The following is a 17,111-nucleotide window of genomic DNA, read 5'->3' as shown; positions in this document are numbered from 1 at the left end:
AGAACCGCAACATTTCGGCGTCGACCGAAATAATTTTCCAGCTCAGCCCCATTCCTGAGAGGTGATCCCCAGAAGGTCAGCGAAGGCCCGCTCGCCGGCCGCGGTCACCTCCAGTGCGCGCCCGCCGCCCGGTGGGCGCACCACCCAGCCCTCCGCCAGGGCCCGCGCGCACAGCCGCGCCCCCGCCAGGCCGCCCAGATGGCGGCGCCGCTCGGTCCAGTCCAGGCAGGAGCCGGCCGGCCGCCTGCGGCCTTCGCCCGCGAGGGCGATCCCGGCCTCGGCGCACCAGAGGCGGCCGGCTTCCGTCAGTTCGAACACGCCGCCCGTGCGCAGCAGTCCGCGCCGTTCCATCGCGTCGGTCACCGCCATGCCCAGCCGCCCGGCGAAGTGGTCGTAGCAGGTCCGGGCCCTGGCCAGCGGATCCGGTGCGCCGACCACCGGAACGGCGTGCGCTGCGTCCCGGTCCGGGACCGCGTACGAGGCGAGTTCGTCCAGCAGGCGGGCGGTCGCGGCGTCCGCGATGCGCACGTAACTGTGCCGGCCCTGCCGCTCGGTCACGCAGAGGCCGGCATCGAGCAGCCGGGTCAGGTGGCCGGAGACGGTGGAGGGCGCCACCCCTGTGGTCCGGGCCAGCTCGCCGGCGGTCCAGGCGCGGCCCTCCAGCAGCGTCATGCAGATCGAGGCCCGTGTCTCGTCGGCCAGGGCGGCGGCGAAGGCCGCCAGCCGGGCCGCGGGGGCCGCGGCGTCCCCGGGCGGCCCGGGATGCAACTCGTCCATGCGTCCAGGATGCCCCATGATTTCGGCATACGGCGAACCATTCGCCCCCGTCGGCGGTCTCAGTGCCCCGCCGCGGCCTTCACCAGGGCCACCGCCAGGCCGATCGCCGCGTCGAGGGCACCGGCCAGCAGGGCGACGGCCGCGCCGCTGCCCATGCGGACGCCGCCGTACCAACCCCAGCCGAAGAGGCTGGCGACGCTCACGCCGGCCGAGGCGTACAGGGCGGTCCGCAGGTCCATCACCCCCAGGGCGGAGGAGGTGATCAGGATCAACGGGGCGACGGCGGACAGCAGCAGGGGACTGCCGACCCACAGCATGCGCCGCAACTCGGCCCCGGTGGCGAGACGGCCGTGGACCACGCGGTGCGCCTGCTGGTCGGCGACGAGCGTCGCCAGCCACAGCCCGACGGCTGCGGTCAGCACCGTGGCCGCGGTCCCGGCGGCGTCGGCGTGCTCCGATGCGGCCAGACCGATCACCACGGAGATCATGGTGATGGTCGCGTACAGCCGCTCCTTCAGCCGGGCGGCGGCGGCCGCCGCCACGCCGGCGGGCGAACCGGCGTCTCCGGCATCGGCATGATCCATGCCGTCAGACTAGAGTGTGTCCGGCCCCGGACCCGCCCTCTGTCCTGACGGGGCTTCACGGGCCACACTGGTGGCTCGGGGGGTGCGACGCCCCCGTCACGAGGAGGCGGTGGCGTGGTGTCGGAAGACCCTGCGGAGCGGCCCGCTCCGGCGGTACGGCCCGAGGTGTGGGAGACGTACGGACCGGCCGATCTCAGCGCCGTGCCCGTGTTCGCCGGAGGGTTCATCAACTTCGGCTACTGGCACTCCCTCGACCTCGAAGGGCCGCTCTCGCAGGACGACCGGATCCGTAGCGAGCAGGACCTCTACCGGCACGTGCTCGACGCGGTCGCCCCCGACGGCGGCCGCGCCGTGGAGGTCGGCTGCGGCCTCGGCCTCGGGTGCGCCCTCGCCCTCGACGAGTACGGACCCGCCACGGTCACCGGCGTGGACATCCATCCCCAGCAGCTCCGGCGGGCCCGCGAAGCGAACTCCCCGCTCCTCGCAGCGCAGCCACGGCGGCTGCACTTCGTACTCGGAGCGGCCGAGAGCCTCCCGCTCGGCGACGCGGAGTTCGACTGCCTGTACAGCGTCGAGGCGGTCCAGCACTTCCCGGACCTGCCGGCGTTCGCCCGGGAGGCGGCGCGGGTGCTGCGCCCCGGCGGGCGGGTCGCGGTCGCCGGCTTCTTCAGCGTGGACGGCGCGTCCGCCCCCGAGGAGCGGCTCGCGGCGCTGCTGGAGACGTTCGCCAGCGGACTCGACATCGCCCGGCCGGTCTCCCGGCTCGCGGACGCCCTCGCCGAGGCCGGCTTCGGCGACGTCCGGGCCGACTCGATCGGCCCGCAGGTCTGGCCCGGCTGGGACCGCTGGCTCGCCCGCCTCTGGGCGCCCGGAACCTGGCCGCGGAATTTCATGGCCGCCTGGGAGCAGCAGATCTTGGACTACTACCTGGTCACGGCCGCCCGCCGGTAGCCGTCCGGGAGGTCGCCGCAGCTCCGAGCGGCCTCGCCCGGTGGCGCCGGAACGCCTCCCGGGCATCGGGGACGAACGCCTGGGCGCGGACGAGGTCGGCCAGTTCGCCCTCGGTCACCCAGCTGTGCCGGGCGATCTCGGAAGGATCCGGCCGGACGGGTCCCGTGACGACCGCCTCGTGCAGACCGAGCCAGTGCGGGCTGATCGCCCCCGCGCACAGGAACTTGAGCACGAAACGAGGGCGGGCGAGAACGCCGAGTTCCTCCGCCAGCCCCCCTCGCGGCGGCATCCTCGTACGACTCGCCGACGTTCACGGCGCCGCCGAGCATCCAGTTGAGGTGCCCCGGAAAGCGGGCGACACCGTCAGGGCGGCGGTGGACCAGGATCCGTCCCCCGTCGTCGCGGCACACGATCGTCGCCACGCGGTGCGCCCAGCCGCGACGAATCGCCTCCCTCCGGTCCACGACGCCCAGCACCTCGTCGTGCTCGTCGACCCGCTCAACCAGTTACCCTCGGCTGGTCCTGGGCCGACCCCATCGCCGCCCTCGCGCGTACGGGAGACCTGAATTCCCGGATCAGTTCACCAGGCCGCTGCGGCGCTCCAACAGGAGAACGTCCCGCCACGCGCCGTGGTGGCGGCCGATCCGCTCGCGGGTGCCGATGACGCGGAAGCCGGCTCCCTGGTGGAGGGCGAGGCTGGCAGTGTTCTCGGGAAAGATCCCGGACTGGATCGTCCAGATTCCCGCGGTCTCGGTGGAGGCGATCAGCGCGTCCAGAAGTGCGCGGGCGACGCCGCGGCCGCGGGCCTCGGGGTGGACGTAGACGGAGTGCTCGACCACGCCCGCGTACGCGCACCGGTCCGAGACCGGGCTCGCCGCCACCCACCCGAGCACAGCGCCACCGCCATCGAGGGCGACGAACCGGTGCTGGGGCAGCCTGCCTTCGTCGAACGCCGTCCACTGGGGGGCTCGCGTCTCGAAGGTGGCGTTGCCCTCGTCGATCCCGGCCTGGTAGATCGCCAGAACCTCCTCGGCATGCCCGGGCAACAGAGCCTCGATCCGCACTGCGCTCACGCCGTGACCCCCGCGCCGGACAGGAGGGCGCCCATCGCGGCGAGCACGGCAGGCTCGACCCGGTAGTAGACCCACGTCCCGCGCCGCTCGGAGGACAGCAGCCCGGCCTCCTTCAACTTCTTGAGGTGGTGGGAGACGGTGGGCTGGGACACCCCCACGTCGGAGATGTCGCACACGCACGCCTCACCGCCCTCGTGGGAGGCGACTGCGGAGAACAGGCGCAGGCGGACCGGGTCGCCGAGGGCCTTGAACATCTTCGCCGCGACCTCGGCCTCGTCCGCGGACATGGGGCGCTCGTTCAGCGGGGGGCAGCACGGGACGACGGCCTCGGGCTCCAGGAGCGGCAGAACCTTCGCATTCGACATACGTCTATGTTGACACATGTCGAAGCAGGCCGGGTGGGGCGTGCCTCACCAGATGCCGGGCCAGTCGGCGGGGCCGCGCGAGCAGCGTCCCGGCCGGCGCCGCGCAGGGTGTTCGAGGGCAGGCCGCGCCGCCACTCCAGCCCGACGAACGCGAGCCCCGGGTGGGTCGGGGAGGCGCCGCCGCGGTGCCGCGGGCGCGGGGGCGCAGCCGTGTCCAGGGTGTCGTCCCCGCCACGCCGCCGGCCCGGGCGTGAAGATCCGCACCGGCTGCCAACCGGCCCGCGTCGCGACGGAGGCGGGCAGCCGGTTCCGGGTCGACCTGGAGGACGGGCCGTTCTGGCGGCCGGGGCCGTGGTCGCGGCGTCGGGGGAGCTTCGGCAACAACCCCTCGAATTCGACGAATATCTATGTTGACGTTCATCGAAGCAGGTGCCATGCTGGCAACAAGACATCGACAGTCATCGAAACAACAAGGAGTCGTCATGACCGAGCCCGTCACCCCCGTCACCTCCGTCACCGAGACCGCAGCCTCGTGTTGCGGCCCGGCCCCCGCGCAGTCCGCCGCCGAGACGGCCCCCGCCCAGGCCTCGCCGTGCTGCGGCACCAGCGAGCGCGCGGAAGAAGCCGGAGCCTGCTGCGAGCCGCAGGCCAAGCGCGAAGCCGTCGCCACCGGCGCCGGCTGCTGCTGACCACCCGAGCCCGCCCCACCTGCCCGCCTGCTGCACGAAGACCCCGGAGACACGTCATGAGCGAGACCACCACCGACCTGCCCGTCGTCGTGATCGGGGCCGGCCCCGCCGGCCTGGCCGCCGCCGCCCACCTCCACGAGCGGGGGCTGGACTTCCTCGTCCTCGAAGCCGGTTCCCGCGCCGGAACGGCCACGCGCGAGTGGTCGCACGTGCGGCTGTTCTCCACCTGGGGTGAAGTTGTCGACCCGGCCGCCGAGAAGCTCCTGGCGCCGACCGGCTGGACCAAGCCCGACCCGGCCACCTACCCCACCGGCGGGGACTGGGCCGCCCTCTATCTCCAGCCCCTCGCCGACACCTTCGGTGACCGTGTCCGCTACCGGGCCCGCGTCACCGGCGTTTCCCGGGCGGGCCGCGACCGCATCGTCGACGCCGACCGCGAGGCCCAGCCGTTCGTGGTCCACGTCGAGTCCGGCGACGGCCGCGAGGAGCGTCTGTTCGCCCGTGCGGTGCTCGACGCCTCCGGCACCTGGTCCACCCCGAGCCCCGCCGGCGCGAGCGGTCTCGCAGCCCTGGGTGAGAAGGCTGCCGCGGACCGGATCACCCACCGCGTCCCCGACCTCACCGATCCCGCCGTCCGCGCCCGGTACGCAGGGAGGCGCACCGCTGTCATCGGCTCCGGCGCCTCCGCCTTCACCGCCCTGGCCTACCTCGCCGACCTGGCCAAGACGGACGACGGGGCCGGCACGCACGCCGCCTGGATCCTGCGCCGCGGTATCTCCGGCTCCACCTTCGGCGGCGGGGAGGCCGACGAGCTGCCCGCCCGCGGCGCGCTGGGACTCGCGGCCAAGGCCGCGGTGGACGGCGGCTACGCGGACGCGGTCACCGGCTTCCGCACCGACGCCTTCGAGCGGGACGGTGACGGCCGCCTGGTCCTGGTCGGCGAGGACGGGCGCCGACTGGACGCGGTGGACGAGGTCATCGTGCTGACCGGCTTCCGCCCCGACCTGTCCTTCCTGGACGAACTCCGCCTCGGTCTGGACGAGCGCCTTCAGGCCCCGCTCGCCCTGGCACCGCTGATCGACCCCAACCAGCACTCCTGCGGCACCGTCTACCCGCACGGCCAGGCCGAGCTCTCCCACCCGGAGAAGGACGTCTACCTCGTCGGCATGAAGTCCTACGGCCGCGCCCCGACCTTCCTGGCCATGACCGGCTACGAGCAGGTCCGCTCGATTGCCGCCCACCTCGCCGGCGACCACGAAGCCGCCGAGCGCGTCGAACTCACCCTCCCCGAGACCGGCGTCTGCGGCGGCGCGGGCCTCTTCGACCAGCCCGAGGCAGCCGAGCAGAGCGGCGGCGGATGCTGCGCAGCCCCGGCCACCCTCACCCTCGCAGCCCCCGCCGCGGTCTCCTCCGGCGGCTGCTGACGGTGCCGAACACCAAGGCCGGCGTGGCCGCGACCGGGACGGGGGTCCGGTCGCGGCCACGCGGCGTGCTGCCCGCCCTGTGTGTCACGCAGATCACCAGCTGGGGCGTCCTGTACTACGCCTTCCCCGTCCTCAACCCGGCCATCACCCGCGACACCGGCTGGCCCGCGAGCGCGACCACGGCCGCGTTCTCCGCCGCCCTCATCGTCTCCGCGGTCGTCGGCATCCACGTGGGCCGGGTGCTGGACCGTCAGGGCCCCCGCACGGTCATGACGGCCGGCTCCGTCCTCGGCCCGCTCAGCCTCCTCGTCGTGGCCGCCGCTCCCAACCTCGTGGTCTTCACCGCCGGATGGCTGCTGGCCGGGGCGGCGATGGCCGCCACCTTCTACCCGCCCGCCTTCGCCGCCCTCACGCGCTGGTGGGCTCCCGACCACATACGGGCCCTGACCGTCGTCACCCTCGCCGGCGGACTCGCCTCCACCGTCTTCGCACCCCTGACCGCCGTCCTCGCCGAGCACTACTCCTGGCGCACCACCTACGCCGTCCTCGCTGGAATCCTCGCCGCCCTGACCATCCCCACCCACGCCCTCGCCCTCCGCGCCCCCTGGCCGCCGGCCCCCCACGCTGGTTGCCACCAGTCGGCCGCCGGACCGGACCCCGCGGTGCGGAGCAGGGCGTTCTGGATGCTGGCCGCGACCTTCACCTTCTCGGGGTTCGCGATGTACGCCGCCGTCATCACCCTCGTCCCCCTCTTCCTCGAACGCGGCTACACCACCACCCAAGCCGCCTGGGCCCTCGGACTCGGCGGCGCCGGACAAACCCTCGGCCGCACCCTCTACGCCGCCCTCGCCCGCCACACCGGCACCCTCACCCGCACCGCAACCCTCGTCGCGCTCGGCGGGCTCACCACGACCGCATTCGCCCTCATCCCGGGCCCGTACGCCCTCCTCGTCGCGCTGTCCGTGCTGGCAGGGATCGTCCGCGGCAATCTGACCCTCCTCCAGGCCACCGCCGTCACCGACCGCTGGGGCACCACCCACTACGGCCGGCTCTCCGGACTCCTCGCCGCACCCGCCCACACCGCGGCCGCCCTCGCCCCCTTCGCCGGCACGCTCATCGCCGGCCCGCTCGGGGGCTACCCGGCCTTGTTCGCCGTACTGGCTGCCCTCTCAGCCGCTGCCGCCATCACGGCCATCGGCACCCGCCCGGCGAGGACCAGTACCAGGGCCAGGACGTGACGGCCGTCCGGGTCGGCCAGTTCCTGCTCCGTCCGCCCGCCAGGGTCTGGCGGCCGCCGGCCGAACCGGACCCCGCACCGGCGCCCGTCAGGGCGTGGGCGGCGCCTCCTGCAAGTAGGCGGCGATCATGGCGAGGTCGTTGGCGATGGCCACCACGTCCTGGGTGTTCGGGCCGGGGGTGGAGGCGCCGTTCACCCCCGCGTAGAAGGGGTCGAAGCGGCCGCCGCCCCGGTCCAGGTACCCGGCGATGGTGATGGCCCCGACGGCCAGCCGGTCGTTGAGCGCGTCCGCTCCCACCGCCGCACCGGTCTTGCCGAACACCTTCCCGCGCGCCGGGCAGTCGCGGCAGTTCGAGGCCAGCAGACCGTCGACGCCGAGGATGGGCAGCGCCTCCCGGAACAGCCGCGCGTCGGGCGTCCGCTGCCAGTACGCCAGCATCTGCACCAGCGCGGCGGGCGTGGCCCGGTCGGCCGGGTTGCCGCCCCGGCCGTCCGCCAACTGCAGCTGCCCGCGCTTGACACCCGCCTCGTCCAGGAAGCCGGCGAGGACCGGGAAGCCGTCCTCGCACTGGCGGCTGCCCGTGGACACGGCCATCAGGCAGATGCCCAGGTTGGCGCCCAGATTGTGGCTGACCTTGAGGATCAGCTTGGCGTACTGGGCGTAGGGCGGGGAGGTGTACGCGGCCACCCGCGGGCGGCCCTCGTAGTCACGGGGCAGCCTGGCGACCGGATGGGGACCGGCCGGATCCGCGGTGACCTCCACCCCGGCGCGCCCGAGGGCCTCGATCAGCGCGGCGCGCCCGAACGCGGCGGGGTCGGTGACGGGGGAGGTGCGCAGCAGCGGCTGGGCGTCCGCCGCGATGGTGCCCGAGAGCCGGATCCGGGTGCCCCCCTCCGTGGCCGTCACCGTGATGTCGGTCGGTTGGCCGGCGGCGACCGTCTTCACCGTGGAACTGACCTCGTACGGGGCGACCTTCGGCCGCCAGTCCAGCCGGGCGGTGTCGCCCGCCCGGTCCCCGGGACGGGTCAGGAGGTCGATCAGGTTGTCGTTGATGATCAGCGGCGTGGGGGTCGGGTCGAGGACCGGGTCGGGGGCGAACAGCCGGCTGTCGACGATCACGTCCCCGTCGACGCGGGTGATGCCCGAGGCGCGTACCTGCCGGGCGAGCTCGTCGATCCCGGCGAGGGGGTCCTCCGGCGTCAGGGTCGCGCCGGTGAAGTCGTTGGCGTAGGTGTGGTCGAGGTCCGTGTACGCGACCGTGCCGTCGGGGCGCGTCCTGCCGCCCATGGTCAGGTCGCCCTGGGCGACGAGGTCGAGGTCGCCGGTCAGGGTGGAGCCGCTGCGGTCGCCGACCGCGTAGACCGGTGTCACGAAGCGGTGTTCGGAGCCGAGGGTGTGCCACGGACCGGAGACGCTGATCAGCTTGGCGGTGGACCCGGGGACGAAGAACTGGTCGGGGTACATGCTGTGCACCACGCGGCCGCCGTCCGGCCCGGTCTGCAGCAGACCCCATTGGGCGTTGCGGTACTCCGGCTTCCGCATGATTTCCGTGATGCGCGGGTCGAGCCCGCCGGCCTCCCCGCGGCCGGACGACGAGGGGGCGGGGGTGGGAGTGGGGGGCGGGGACGGGGCCGCACCGGTCGCGGTGCCCGAGGCCGGCGCCACGAAGAGGAGCGCGGCGAAGGCGGCGGCCAGGGCGCGGCCCAGCGGGGCGGAAAGGTTCGGACCGTTCACAGCGCGCTCCGTTCGTCGCGGCTGCCTTTCCCGAGGCCTGTGAACAGGGTGGCACGGGCGGTTCCGGCATGCATGTCACCGCCGGCCGCACCCACCCGCGTCACATGCGGTGACCCCCGCGGGCAAGATCGTTCGCAGGGCATGCGACTGAACGTACGAACCGCCGCCCTTGCCCTGGTCCTCGCGGGCTGTGCCCTCTCGGCCGCCACCACCGCCCACGCCGCGGGGCCCTCCCTCGGCCCTGCCGCCGCCACGGTGGCGTCCGCACCTGCCGACGGTCCGACCGACGAGCTCACGGACGACCTGACCGACAACCTCGGCGACGTGGTCGAGGACCTCGACCTGTCGGGGGAGGACTGACGCGTACCGGCAGCGGAGAACGGCCGGTCCCGCCGCTGCGGGGCCGGCCGTTCCCGTCGGCGCCGGGAAGGGTCGGTCGGTCCGGTCAGTTGTCCTCGTCGCCGGGGCGCACCGCCTCGACGAGGGTGGCGAGCACCTCGACGGCGCTGCCGTCGTGGTCGCTGCCCGCCGTCCCGCTCCCGCTCTGGAGGTTGGCCGCGCGGTCGACCTCGACGACGGAGTCGGAGTGCGAGTTGTCGATGACGGTGATCAGGCTGCCGCTCGCGGCGGCCGGCGTTGCGCCGCCGCCGACGAGGGCCACCGCGAGCGCGGCCGCGGCCCGGATGCGCGCGCCCGTCACACCTTCACGCTCTCACGTGCCACCGGTACGGGGCGGTGGCGTGAGATGTTCTTCGTCAGCAGCCTCGTGGACTCGCCGACACCGACCTCCTCGCCGCCGTCCGCCGCGGGCAGCCGCCCGTCGGCGAGCCGCAGTTCGGCGAGGGCGGTGTCCATCGCCTTGTGCGCGGCGAAGAGGCACGGGGTGCTGTAGATGGCCATGTCGACACCGAGGTCGGTCAGCTCGCTGAGCGAGAGCCGCGGTGACTTGCCGCCTGCGATCTGGTTGAACAGCAGGGGCTTGCTGCCCACGGCCTCGCGGATCCGCTCGATCCACTCCACGCTGCGCACCCCGTCGACGAGTACGACGTCCGCGTCGGTCGCCGCCAGGGCCTGGGCGCGGTGGATGATGTCCGCCTCCTCCGTCGCGTCGGTCCGCGCGACGACGACCAGGTCCTTGCGGGTCGCCAGGACCATCTCCAGCTTCTCCAGGTACTCCGCAAGCGGCAGCACCTGCTTGCCGTCGGCGTGCCCGCACCGCCGGGGGCGCTTCTGGTCCTCCAGGATGACGCCGGAGGCGCCCATCCGCTCCAGCCCCTCCACGACGTGGCAGGCCACTTCGGGGTCGACGTAGCCGTCGTCGATGTCGACGAGCAGGTGGTGACGGGGGAAGGCGCCGCGCAGTCGCTGGACGAAGGCCACCATGTCGGGCCAAGCGATGAATCCGATGTCGGGCAGCCCGTAGTAGGAGGCGGCGAACCCGAAGCCGGACACGAACATCCCGTCGTAGTGCGCGGCCGCCACCGAGGCCGAGTACATGTCGTACACCCCGATGAGCGGCGTGGTGCCCGGCTTCGCGATCTGTTCCCGCAGCTTGTTCCCGTAAGTCATCGTTCGGTTCCTCCGAGGAGCGCATCGGCACAGGGAGGTAGAGAGCCGCGCCACCAGGACTCTTTACCTAAAGCAGATCCTTCCTTGGTGAAGTGCAGATCTTTCGCGGATGAAGCCTTTACTCACCCTGATGGCCCATCCGGTTCACCACAGAAACGTCACTGGGCGAGGCCGACCGCCGGGTTCACGCTCCGCCGGCAGCCAGCAGCCGTGCAGCCCGAGCGGCACCCGGAGGGGGATGCGGGCACGGGCCACCGGCCCCGCCGCCGGGTCCTCGGCGGGGATGACCAGGAACCAGCTCGCCCCGTCCGTACGGTCGGTGGCGAAGGTCAGCCGGTGCCCGTGCTCCTCGGAGTCCCGCCCGGGCTCGGGGGCGAAGACCGGCTCGCCGACGGACAGATCGCCGGCCTCCCGGACGCGGGAGCTTCCCGTCTCCGTGTCGTACCGGCGCACGGCGTCGTACGGCCCCCGGAGACCCGGACCCCGTGCAGCCTGCCGTCGCCGTCGATGGGGTAGAGGTACGAGCCGATCGGGGTGAACCGCGGGTTGGGGCCGTTGCGCAGGTACAGGCCGTCCAGCGAGGGCGGGAGTTCGCCCGTCACCTCCAGGGCGGCCACGTCGACCTCCTCCGAGACCGGGGCGAACGACCCCAGCAGGCGGGGGACGCGGGTGGGGTCGAATCGGGGCGGCGTCTGCGTGTTCACGGAACCCCCCGGCATGTGACCGGCGGGGTCCGGCGACCGGAAGGGGGCTCCCGCACGGGCGCGCTGTCACGGCACTCTCCAGTGCAACGCGGTCCCCGTACGTACGGGTGCCGGAGCGGGCCGGCCACGGCCGGCCGGACACCCGTGCCCGTACGGGCAGTCGGGCCGGCCCGTACCGGCAGGTCAGGCGGGGGCGAAGAGGTCCGCCCGGGCGTCGTCGAGGACGAAGCCGTTGTCGAGGCGGACGCGCACCGTCACCCGCGGCCCGTGCTCCCCGTGCGCGATCCACCCGGGTTCGAGGGAGGCGACCTGCTCCTCCAGCTGCTGCCTGCTCGCCGGGGGCATCTGGTGGCCGAAGTCGTCCAAGAGCGCCTTGAGTCGCACGTATTCGCGCACTTCGTGGCTCTGCTCCCGTTCCCGGGGCGCGTCCACGCGCTCGACGGTGCCCGCGGTGCCCGACGCGAGGGCGAGCGAGCCGACGCCGGTGTCCTCGCCCGCCGGGGAGGCCCCGGCCGTGACGACCGTCCCGGCCAGCCTGAGGTCTGCCGCCAGCTTGACGCGCTGGCCTTCATGGAGCTGGGGCGTCATCGATCGTTCACGTCTCCGGTGGGGGTCGGGGTCAGGGCCGGCGGTGGGGGTCGGGCGGCTGCCTACGCCAGTGTCCCACCCCTCCCCGACGGCGACGATCTTGGCTCTCGTGCTGGTCGGTTGCTCAGCCGCCGCCGCGCGGCGACGGTGGGGGAGCCGGCGGCAGGGCCCAGCGGATCGCCCGGGTCACCGCATGGCCGCCCGCCCGGGCGGCCGGGCCCGGCAGCCGCTCGGCCGCGGAGCCCGAGCCGCCGGCGACGGCCGCCCTCGCCCACGGCGGCAGCAGGTCCACGGCGGCCGCCGCGAGCAGCGCGTACGGCAGCCGGGCGGCCCCCGGCAGCGGCGGATCGGTCAACAGGAAACGGGCGGTGTCCCGGGACGCGGCCGTCGGCCGCAGGCAGGGCCGGAACCGCGCCAGCCGCGACGCCAGCTCCCGCACGTCCTCCGGCGGCCGGTCCGCGCCCAGCGCCCGGGCCACCCGTGCCGTGTCGGCGAGGTAGGCGTCGCAGCCCGCCGGATCCAGCGGGCGCCTGCCGTACCGCTGGTGGGCGCGCAGGAAGCAGTCCGCCTCGGCGATGTGCACCCAGGCCAGCAGCTCCGGATCGTCGGCCCGGTACGGCACGCCGTCGGCCGTCCGGCCGCGGACGCGGGCGTGGACCTCCCGGACGCGGGCCACCGCCGCCTCGGCGTCCGCGCTCGTGCCGAAGGTGGTGACCGCCAGGAAGGTACTGGTCCGGTGCAGGCGCCCCCACGGGTCGCCGCGGTAACCGGAGTGCGCCGCCACGGCGGCCATCGCCACGGGGTGCAAGGACTGGAGCAGCAGGGCGGCGAGGCCGCCGACGAACATCGACGCGTCCCCGTGGACCCGCCTGACCGGCCGGTCCGGGGTGAACCAGCGGGGCCCGGGAGCCGAGTGGATCCGCTCCCGGTTGCGGGCTCCGTCGGGTCCGGCGACGCGCAGGAACACCGCCTCGCCGGTTTGCCGCCTGATCCGCCGGACGGCCGTCGTCGGGCTCGCCATGTGCCCAGTATGCGCCCGGCGCCGCGCCGCGGTCCCATGGACCGTGGGACGGCCGGGACGGTTGAGAGGTACCGCGCCGGGCAGGTGCCCCGTACGAGGAGGTACGTCATGGCTGATGAGCACGCGCCCGTACCGGAGGCCGCCGCCGGCACCGAGCACCACGACCGTTACGTGGTGCGGGTGAGCGGCGACATGGACATGGACCACGCGGGCGAGCTGCGGGAGACGCTCGCCGCCGCCCTGTCACAGGCGCCCGAGGGCGCCGCGGTCACCGTAGACCTGCGCAACTCCTCCTTCTGCGACTCCACGGGCCTCACCACGCTGCTGGACGCGCGGCGGCACGGCGCACGGACGGGCCACGTCCTGCGCTTGGCCACCCCCAGCCACCAGCTGCTGCGTCTGCTCGAACTCGCCGGTTCGAGCGGCTCCTTCCCCCTGGACGCCTCCGTGCCCGGCTGAGCGGTCCGGGGACCGGTGCGCCCCCAGCCGGCGGCACGCCGACCCCGAACGATCGGAGAACCCGATGACCAGCGCCGACGAAACCTACGGCGACGACGTCTACCAGCCGCAGGAGACCGACGAGTCCGCCGAGGCGCAGCCCGACCTGGAGAACACCCTCGACGAACCGGGTCTCGACGAAACCCTCGACGCCGCCTACGTGCCCTTCGACCGTCCCTTGGCGGTCGACGACAGGGGGACCACCGCAGCCGAGGCGCGCACGGGCGAGACGCTCGAACAGCGCCTGGCGCGGGAGCAACCGGAGGTGTCGGACCAGGACGAGATCTCCGACGAGGCCGGCGACGCCATGCTGGTCGGACCGGACCGCGCGGGCCGCCTCGCCGCCGTGGACGAGTCCTCTCCGCAGCGCCACGTCTCCGTACTGGCCCGCGACGTCGGGATCGACGGCGGCGCCGCCTCGGCCGAGGAGGCCGCGGTCCACGTCGTCGAGGAACTGCCGCCGGGCGAGGACCTGGACGCCTGAGCGGCGCCGCCCGCTTCCCCTCCCGCGGCGGTCGTCCGGCGTCAGTGAGCCGGTGACCACATGGCGGTCAGGTGCCCCCTGCCGGGAGCCAGGTCCTCCCAGCCGCCCGCAAGGTCCACCACCACGACCCCGGACGTCGGGAACCCGTCCTTCAGCTGTTCCAGCAGCTCCGCCGACCCGGTCCCGCACAGGGCCGTGGCCAGCTCGTGGATACCGGTGTTGTGGCCGACCAGCGCCACGCAGCCGAGCCCCGCCCCACGCTCCGTCAATACGGTGACCAGCGCGTTGTGCGCCGCGTTGTAGAGCCTCTCGTCATAGACGACGTCCGGCGGGTCGGGCAGGGCGGGCGCCAGCAGCTGCCAGGTCTGGCGCGTCCTGCGGGAGGGCGAGCACAGCGCCAGGTCGGCGTTGTAGCCCTTGTCCGCCAGCCAGCGGCCCGTCCGGGGGGCGTCGGCCTTGCCGCGTTCGCCCAGGGCACGCTCGAAGTCCTCGGCGGGATCCCCTTTCGGAACCGCTTTGGCGTGCCGTACCAGCAGCAGTCGGCACCCGGTCGTGTGCGGCGCTGGGTCCGAGGACATGGCGGTCTCCCTTGCGGCGGGTGCGCGTACACGGTCATGGTGCGGTCGGCCGGCGGCGCGCGCACCCGGACGCGCACCCGGTCCGGCCGCGGGCGCACTACGCTCCACAGGATGGAACGCGCAGACGTACTCAGGCGAGTGATCGGCATCCTCACCGAGGCCCAGGACATCCGCCGGGCCGCCGAGGCGGGGGCGGACGAGGACATCCCGGCCGGGACGGCCGGAGTGGCCACACAACTCCTGAACGAGATGCTGCCGTCGATCAGCGTGCCCGCCGACGCGTCACCGCAGCAGGTGGCGACCCTGGTGGCGGAGGCGCTCGGTCCGGCCCTGCACACGATGGTCTCCGGTTTCAGCCTGGCGTTCACCAGCCTCGCGATCGCCCACGACGACGGGCGTACGGACATCTCCTCGATCGAGGTACTCCAGGAACTCGCCCTGGAGGTCGAGGCCGGCACCTACGACGGGGGCCCGTGGGAAACCTGACCCCGCCCGGAGGGCGGCCGGCGCCCGTGAGCGGACGACATCACTGCGCGTCCCGATCCTGCGGGTGGGACATCTTCCGCTCCTGCCGGATGCGCAGCTCCTCCGGCGTCTTGCCGGCGACCGGCTTGCTGGCCTCGGGGTGCACCGGGTCCGGACCCGGATGTTCCTGCGCCTGCTCTTCGCGGCCTCCGACCGGCTCCTGAGGCCTGCCCTCCGTACCCTTCATGGCTGTCGCTCCCTCGCAGATCCGATCAATGCGGACTTCGGACTCCCTCCACCTACCCCGCGGGTCACTCCCGACACGACCGGACCCATCTGTTCCGGTACGCGTCATCCGTCACAGGCTGGGAAGATGCCCAGACATGTCGGAAACGATCAGCAGCTTCGCCACCCGTGTCGTGCGCCGCCGCCGCGAGCCGGTCGCCGTCCAGGCGCTCCGCTCCACCGCCGCGGCCGTGATCAGCTACGTCGTCGCGCTGCGCCTGAGCAGCGAACCGAACCCGCTGACCGCGCCACTTACGGCGCTGCTCGTCGTCCAGGTCACGCTGTACTCCACGTTGACCACCAGCGTCCGCCGGGTCAACTCGGTGGTCGTCGGAGTCCTGATCGCCATCGGGTTCAGCGTGCTCGTCGGCCTTACCTGGTGGAGCCTCGGGCTGCTGATCCTGGCCTCCCTCGTGGTGGGCCATCTGGTGCGCGTGGACGAGTTCGTGCCCGAGGTCGCGATCAGCGCCATGCTCGTCCTCGGAGTCACCCAGGTGGCCGACACCGCCTGGGACAGGGTGCTGGAAACCCTCATCGGCGCGGTGGTCGGGCTGCTCGTCAACCTCCTCCTCGCACCGCCCCTCTGGATCGGCCCGGCCGGCGCCGCGATCACCGATCTCGCCCTGCGCATGAGCCGCCTGCTCGACCACCTCGGCGAGGAACCCCTCGGTCCGGGAAAGGTCGAACAGGCCGCCGCCCGGCTCCACGAGGCACGCCGCCTCGACAACGACATCGCTCAGGTCGACACCGCGCTACGGCAGGCCGAGGACAGCATTCGGCTCAATCCGCGGGTCAAGGAGGGCCTGCTCTTCCGGCTGGTGCTGCGCACCGGCCTGGACACCCTGGAGATCTGCGCGGTGGTGCTCCGGGTGGCCTGCCGGACCGTGACCGACCTGGCCAAGGCCCGCCCCGACGGTCCGCTGTTCGAGCCCGCGACCGCCGCGGCCCTGCGCGAGGTGCTGCGCCATACCGCGATCGCCGTGGAGAGCTTCGCCCAGCTGATCACCGCCCAGGTGAGCGCCAACGCGGAAGAGGCCGAGGCGCGCCTGACCGGCGAGCTGGCCGTGGCCCGGGCCCACCGCGACCGGCTCGCGGACCTGCTGCTGGCCTCCGCCCGCGAGGACCCCGAGCACTGGCAGTTGCGCGGTGCGCTGCTCACCGAGATCGACCGGGTCCTCGACGAACTGGGCGTGGAGAAGCGCTCGCAGCGCCTCCTGGAGGAGCTCGACCAGCACGCCCGTACGCAGCACAAGGGGCGACTGCGGGCGTGGACCCGCAGGCGCGGCCGCGCGGAGCGGGCGGAGCGGGCGGAGTGAGCGGGATGCGCGTGCGCCCGGGCGGCCCGTGCGCGAGGGTGGGGGCATGGTGCATGTACTGGGCAGCAGGGTCCTGCTCCGTCCCACGGACCCGGAGCGCTCCCGCACGTTCTACGGCGAAACGCTCGGCCTCGCCGTGTACCGCGAGTTCGGCACGGGACCCGAGCGCGGCACGGTGTACTTCCTGGGCGGGGGCTTCCTCGAGGTGTCGGGCCGGGCCGACGCGCCGCCCGCGCCGGGCATGCGGCTGTGGCTCCAGGTCGCCGACGTACAGGCGGCGTACGAGGAGCTGCACAGCCGCGGCGCCGAGGTGCTGCGGCCCCCGCTGCGTGAACCATGGGGACTGATCGAGATGTGGATCGCGGACCCGGACGGCGTACGGATCGCCGTGGTGGAGGTCCCGGCGGACCATCCGCTGCGCTACCGCCCCTGATCGGGGCGGATCTGGGTCCGCCGGGAGCGCCAGGAATGCCCCGGCGTCAGTAGTAGTGCTTGCGGCCGCCCACGGCGTGCCCGACCGCGCCCAGCAGCCAGAGCACCAGGCCGATGACGACGAGGATCACGCCTATCGTCCAGAGGATCGAGATCCCCGTGACGAAGCCGATGATCAGCAGGATGACGCCCAGAACGATCATGACTACCTCCTGGTTCTTGTCGAACCGGTTTGCAGGGCGTCTACCACGGTTGTGCGTCCTTATGCCTGTTTCGGCCCAGATGTCATTCAGCCCACGTCATTCAGCCCGGATGCCGGTCGGCCCGGGCCGGCAG

At 73.5% G+C, this 17,111-nt stretch carries 23 protein-coding genes and 2 pseudogenes; 10 read left to right on the top strand and 15 right to left on the bottom strand.

Features of this window, described 5'->3' with window-relative positions; all coding sequences use genetic code 11:
* Positions 1-42: 42 nt before the first annotated feature.
* Positions 43-777 carry an ArsR/SmtB family transcription factor gene (locus AB0F82_RS00480; protein ID WP_362622150.1) on the bottom strand — a complete coding sequence of 245 codons (735 nt, stop codon included), beginning with the start codon at positions 775-777 and terminating at the stop codon, positions 43-45.
* Positions 778-836: 59 nt separating this feature from the next.
* The gene (locus tag AB0F82_RS00475; protein WP_362622147.1) at positions 837-1,361 is read right to left on the bottom strand and encodes a hypothetical protein; all 525 of its coding nucleotides are present in this window, start codon (positions 1,359-1,361) and stop codon (positions 837-839) included.
* Positions 1,362-1,478: 117 nt separating this feature from the next.
* Between AB0F82_RS00475 and AB0F82_RS00470 the strand changes: the two genes are divergently transcribed.
* Positions 1,479-2,312: a class I SAM-dependent methyltransferase gene (locus tag AB0F82_RS00470; protein WP_356811562.1), complete on the top strand. Its 834-nt coding sequence runs from the start codon at positions 1,479-1,481 to the stop codon at positions 2,310-2,312.
* Here AB0F82_RS00470 and AB0F82_RS00465 read toward each other — a convergent pair.
* From AB0F82_RS00465 to AB0F82_RS00455, 3 genes and pseudogenes are all read right to left on the bottom strand, one after another.
* Positions 2,293-2,818 (bottom strand): annotated as a pseudogene (locus tag AB0F82_RS00465) (NUDIX hydrolase). The gene AB0F82_RS00470 and the pseudogene AB0F82_RS00465 overlap by 20 nt on opposite strands.
* Before the next feature lie 69 nt (positions 2,819-2,887).
* The gene (locus AB0F82_RS00460; RefSeq protein WP_362622144.1) at positions 2,888-3,385 is read right to left on the bottom strand and encodes a GNAT family N-acetyltransferase; all 498 of its coding nucleotides are present in this window, start codon (positions 3,383-3,385) and stop codon (positions 2,888-2,890) included.
* On the bottom strand, positions 3,382-3,750 hold the full coding sequence (locus tag AB0F82_RS00455) for an ArsR/SmtB family transcription factor (protein WP_356811564.1): 369 nt from the start codon (positions 3,748-3,750) through the stop codon (positions 3,382-3,384). The genes AB0F82_RS00460 and AB0F82_RS00455 overlap by 4 nt, the downstream gene beginning before the upstream one ends.
* Positions 3,751-4,232: 482 nt before the next feature.
* Between AB0F82_RS00455 and AB0F82_RS00445 the strand changes: the two genes are divergently transcribed.
* From AB0F82_RS00445 to AB0F82_RS00435, 3 genes are read left to right on the top strand one after another with little or no spacing between them, the layout of a single operon-like run.
* Entirely contained in the window at positions 4,233-4,439 is a 207-nt protein-coding gene (locus AB0F82_RS00445) for a hypothetical protein (protein WP_362622142.1), read from the top strand.
* Positions 4,440-4,495: 56 nt separating this feature from the next.
* A complete protein-coding gene (locus AB0F82_RS00440; protein ID WP_362622138.1) occupies positions 4,496-5,863 on the top strand; it encodes an FAD-dependent oxidoreductase in 1,368 nt (455 codons plus the stop codon).
* Positions 5,860-7,101, top strand: coding sequence for an MFS transporter (locus tag AB0F82_RS00435; RefSeq protein ID WP_436842018.1), 1,242 nt, complete (start codon positions 5,860-5,862; stop codon positions 7,099-7,101). Before AB0F82_RS00440 ends, AB0F82_RS00435 begins: the two co-directional genes overlap by 4 nt.
* Before the next feature lie 87 nt (positions 7,102-7,188).
* On the opposite strand, the gene dacB is transcribed toward AB0F82_RS00435, so the two are convergent.
* The gene (gene dacB / locus AB0F82_RS00430; RefSeq protein WP_362622132.1) at positions 7,189-8,835 is read right to left on the bottom strand and encodes a D-alanyl-D-alanine carboxypeptidase/D-alanyl-D-alanine endopeptidase; all 1,647 of its coding nucleotides are present in this window, start codon (positions 8,833-8,835) and stop codon (positions 7,189-7,191) included.
* A gap of 141 nt (positions 8,836-8,976) precedes the next feature.
* On the opposite strand from dacB, the gene AB0F82_RS00425 reads away from it, so the two are divergent.
* Positions 8,977-9,195: a hypothetical protein gene (locus AB0F82_RS00425; RefSeq protein WP_362622129.1), complete on the top strand. Its 219-nt coding sequence runs from the start codon at positions 8,977-8,979 to the stop codon at positions 9,193-9,195.
* Positions 9,196-9,280: 85 nt separating this feature from the next.
* Here AB0F82_RS00425 and AB0F82_RS00420 read toward each other — a convergent pair whose 3' ends face one another.
* From AB0F82_RS00420 to AB0F82_RS00395, 6 genes and pseudogenes are all read right to left on the bottom strand, one after another.
* Positions 9,281-9,535 (bottom strand): hypothetical protein, encoded by a 255-nt coding sequence (locus AB0F82_RS00420; RefSeq protein WP_362622126.1) that lies wholly within the window; start codon positions 9,533-9,535, stop codon positions 9,281-9,283.
* Positions 9,532-10,404, bottom strand: a complete 873-nt coding sequence (locus AB0F82_RS00415; RefSeq protein WP_356813237.1) for an isocitrate lyase/PEP mutase family protein — start codon at positions 10,402-10,404, stop codon at positions 9,532-9,534. The genes AB0F82_RS00420 and AB0F82_RS00415 overlap by 4 nt, the downstream gene beginning before the upstream one ends.
* A 144-nt stretch (positions 10,405-10,548) precedes the next feature.
* Positions 10,549-10,857, bottom strand: a complete 309-nt coding sequence (locus tag AB0F82_RS00410; protein ID WP_436841994.1) for a carotenoid oxygenase family protein — start codon at positions 10,855-10,857, stop codon at positions 10,549-10,551.
* Between the two features lie 8 nt (positions 10,858-10,865).
* A pseudogene (locus AB0F82_RS00405) lies at positions 10,866-11,123 on the bottom strand (carotenoid oxygenase family protein); the annotation flags it as partial.
* A gap of 168 nt (positions 11,124-11,291) precedes the next feature.
* Positions 11,292-11,696: a hypothetical protein gene (locus AB0F82_RS00400; RefSeq protein WP_362622123.1), complete on the bottom strand. Its 405-nt coding sequence runs from the start codon at positions 11,694-11,696 to the stop codon at positions 11,292-11,294.
* Positions 11,697-11,820: 124 nt separating this feature from the next.
* Complete coding sequence (locus AB0F82_RS00395; RefSeq protein WP_356813240.1) at positions 11,821-12,717, bottom strand: oxygenase MpaB family protein; 897 nt, start codon at positions 12,715-12,717, stop codon at positions 11,821-11,823.
* A gap of 108 nt (positions 12,718-12,825) precedes the next feature.
* Here AB0F82_RS00395 and AB0F82_RS00390 point away from each other — a divergent pair, with 108 nt between their 5' ends.
* Together AB0F82_RS00390 and AB0F82_RS00385 are read left to right on the top strand one after the other, a co-directional pair.
* On the top strand, positions 12,826-13,176 hold the full coding sequence (locus AB0F82_RS00390; protein WP_362622120.1) for an STAS domain-containing protein: 351 nt from the start codon (positions 12,826-12,828) through the stop codon (positions 13,174-13,176).
* A 64-nt stretch (positions 13,177-13,240) separates the two neighbouring features.
* Positions 13,241-13,699, top strand: coding sequence for a DUF5709 domain-containing protein (locus tag AB0F82_RS00385; protein ID WP_356813242.1), 459 nt, complete (start codon positions 13,241-13,243; stop codon positions 13,697-13,699).
* A 41-nt stretch (positions 13,700-13,740) separates the two neighbouring features.
* Here the strand turns inward: AB0F82_RS00385 and AB0F82_RS00380 are convergent, their stop codons facing one another.
* Entirely contained in the window at positions 13,741-14,277 is a 537-nt protein-coding gene (locus AB0F82_RS00380; protein WP_362622117.1) for a SixA phosphatase family protein, read from the bottom strand.
* Between the two features lie 111 nt (positions 14,278-14,388).
* Here AB0F82_RS00380 and AB0F82_RS00375 point away from each other — a divergent pair, with 111 nt between their 5' ends.
* Positions 14,389-14,763, top strand: coding sequence for a hypothetical protein (locus AB0F82_RS00375; protein WP_356813244.1), 375 nt, complete (start codon positions 14,389-14,391; stop codon positions 14,761-14,763).
* A 40-nt stretch (positions 14,764-14,803) separates the two neighbouring features.
* Here AB0F82_RS00375 and AB0F82_RS00370 read toward each other — a convergent pair whose 3' ends face one another.
* Entirely contained in the window at positions 14,804-14,989 is a 186-nt protein-coding gene (locus AB0F82_RS00370; protein WP_356813245.1) for a hypothetical protein, read from the bottom strand.
* Between the two features lie 136 nt (positions 14,990-15,125).
* Between AB0F82_RS00370 and AB0F82_RS00365 the strand changes: the two genes are divergently transcribed.
* Together AB0F82_RS00365 and AB0F82_RS00360 are read left to right on the top strand one after the other, a co-directional pair.
* Entirely contained in the window at positions 15,126-16,343 is a 1,218-nt protein-coding gene (locus tag AB0F82_RS00365) for an FUSC family protein (protein ID WP_362622113.1), read from the top strand.
* A gap of 46 nt (positions 16,344-16,389) precedes the next feature.
* On the top strand, positions 16,390-16,776 hold the full coding sequence (locus tag AB0F82_RS00360; protein WP_356813247.1) for a VOC family protein: 387 nt from the start codon (positions 16,390-16,392) through the stop codon (positions 16,774-16,776).
* A gap of 46 nt (positions 16,777-16,822) precedes the next feature.
* Here the strand turns inward: AB0F82_RS00360 and AB0F82_RS00355 are convergent, their stop codons facing one another.
* On the bottom strand, positions 16,823-16,978 hold the full coding sequence (locus AB0F82_RS00355) for a DUF6131 family protein (protein ID WP_167389254.1): 156 nt from the start codon (positions 16,976-16,978) through the stop codon (positions 16,823-16,825).
* Positions 16,979-17,111: the final 133 nt, after the last annotated feature.

Source organism: Streptomyces virginiae, assembly GCF_040638905.1.
GTDB classification, from domain to species: Bacteria; Actinomycetota; Actinomycetes; order Streptomycetales; family Streptomycetaceae; genus Streptomyces; species Streptomyces virginiae_B.
Note: the sequence above shows the minus strand (reverse complement) of the source record. Positions and strands in the feature narration are given on the sequence as shown.

What these genes read in the sequence shown, in the direction of transcription:
- AB0F82_RS00480 (WP_362622150.1), bottom strand. Translation starts at nt 777, where the DNA reads ATGGACGAGTTGCATCCCGGGCCGCCCGGGGACGCCGCGGCCCCCGCG.
- AB0F82_RS00475 (WP_362622147.1), bottom strand. Translation starts at nt 1,361, where the DNA reads ATGGATCATGCCGATGCCGGAGACGCCGGTTCGCCCGCCGGCGTGGCG.
- AB0F82_RS00455 (WP_356811564.1), bottom strand. Translation starts at nt 3,750, where the DNA reads ATGTCGAATGCGAAGGTTCTGCCGCTCCTGGAGCCCGAGGCCGTCGTC.
- AB0F82_RS00445 (WP_362622142.1), top strand. Translation starts at nt 4,233, where the DNA reads ATGACCGAGCCCGTCACCCCCGTCACCTCCGTCACCGAGACCGCAGCC.
- AB0F82_RS00440 (WP_362622138.1), top strand. Translation starts at nt 4,496, where the DNA reads ATGAGCGAGACCACCACCGACCTGCCCGTCGTCGTGATCGGGGCCGGC.
- AB0F82_RS00425 (WP_362622129.1), top strand. Translation starts at nt 8,977, where the DNA reads ATGCGACTGAACGTACGAACCGCCGCCCTTGCCCTGGTCCTCGCGGGC.
- AB0F82_RS00415 (WP_356813237.1), bottom strand. Translation starts at nt 10,404, where the DNA reads ATGACTTACGGGAACAAGCTGCGGGAACAGATCGCGAAGCCGGGCACC.
- AB0F82_RS00400 (WP_362622123.1), bottom strand. Translation starts at nt 11,696, where the DNA reads ATGACGCCCCAGCTCCATGAAGGCCAGCGCGTCAAGCTGGCGGCAGAC.
- AB0F82_RS00395 (WP_356813240.1), bottom strand. Translation starts at nt 12,717, where the DNA reads ATGGCGAGCCCGACGACGGCCGTCCGGCGGATCAGGCGGCAAACCGGC.
- AB0F82_RS00390 (WP_362622120.1), top strand. Translation starts at nt 12,826, where the DNA reads ATGGCTGATGAGCACGCGCCCGTACCGGAGGCCGCCGCCGGCACCGAG.
- AB0F82_RS00385 (WP_356813242.1), top strand. Translation starts at nt 13,241, where the DNA reads ATGACCAGCGCCGACGAAACCTACGGCGACGACGTCTACCAGCCGCAG.
- AB0F82_RS00380 (WP_362622117.1), bottom strand. Translation starts at nt 14,277, where the DNA reads ATGTCCTCGGACCCAGCGCCGCACACGACCGGGTGCCGACTGCTGCTG.
- AB0F82_RS00375 (WP_356813244.1), top strand. Translation starts at nt 14,389, where the DNA reads ATGGAACGCGCAGACGTACTCAGGCGAGTGATCGGCATCCTCACCGAG.
- AB0F82_RS00370 (WP_356813245.1), bottom strand. Translation starts at nt 14,989, where the DNA reads ATGAAGGGTACGGAGGGCAGGCCTCAGGAGCCGGTCGGAGGCCGCGAA.
- AB0F82_RS00365 (WP_362622113.1), top strand. Translation starts at nt 15,126, where the DNA reads ATGTCGGAAACGATCAGCAGCTTCGCCACCCGTGTCGTGCGCCGCCGC.
- AB0F82_RS00360 (WP_356813247.1), top strand. Translation starts at nt 16,390, where the DNA reads ATGGTGCATGTACTGGGCAGCAGGGTCCTGCTCCGTCCCACGGACCCG.
- AB0F82_RS00355 (WP_167389254.1), bottom strand. Translation starts at nt 16,978, where the DNA reads ATGATCGTTCTGGGCGTCATCCTGCTGATCATCGGCTTCGTCACGGGG.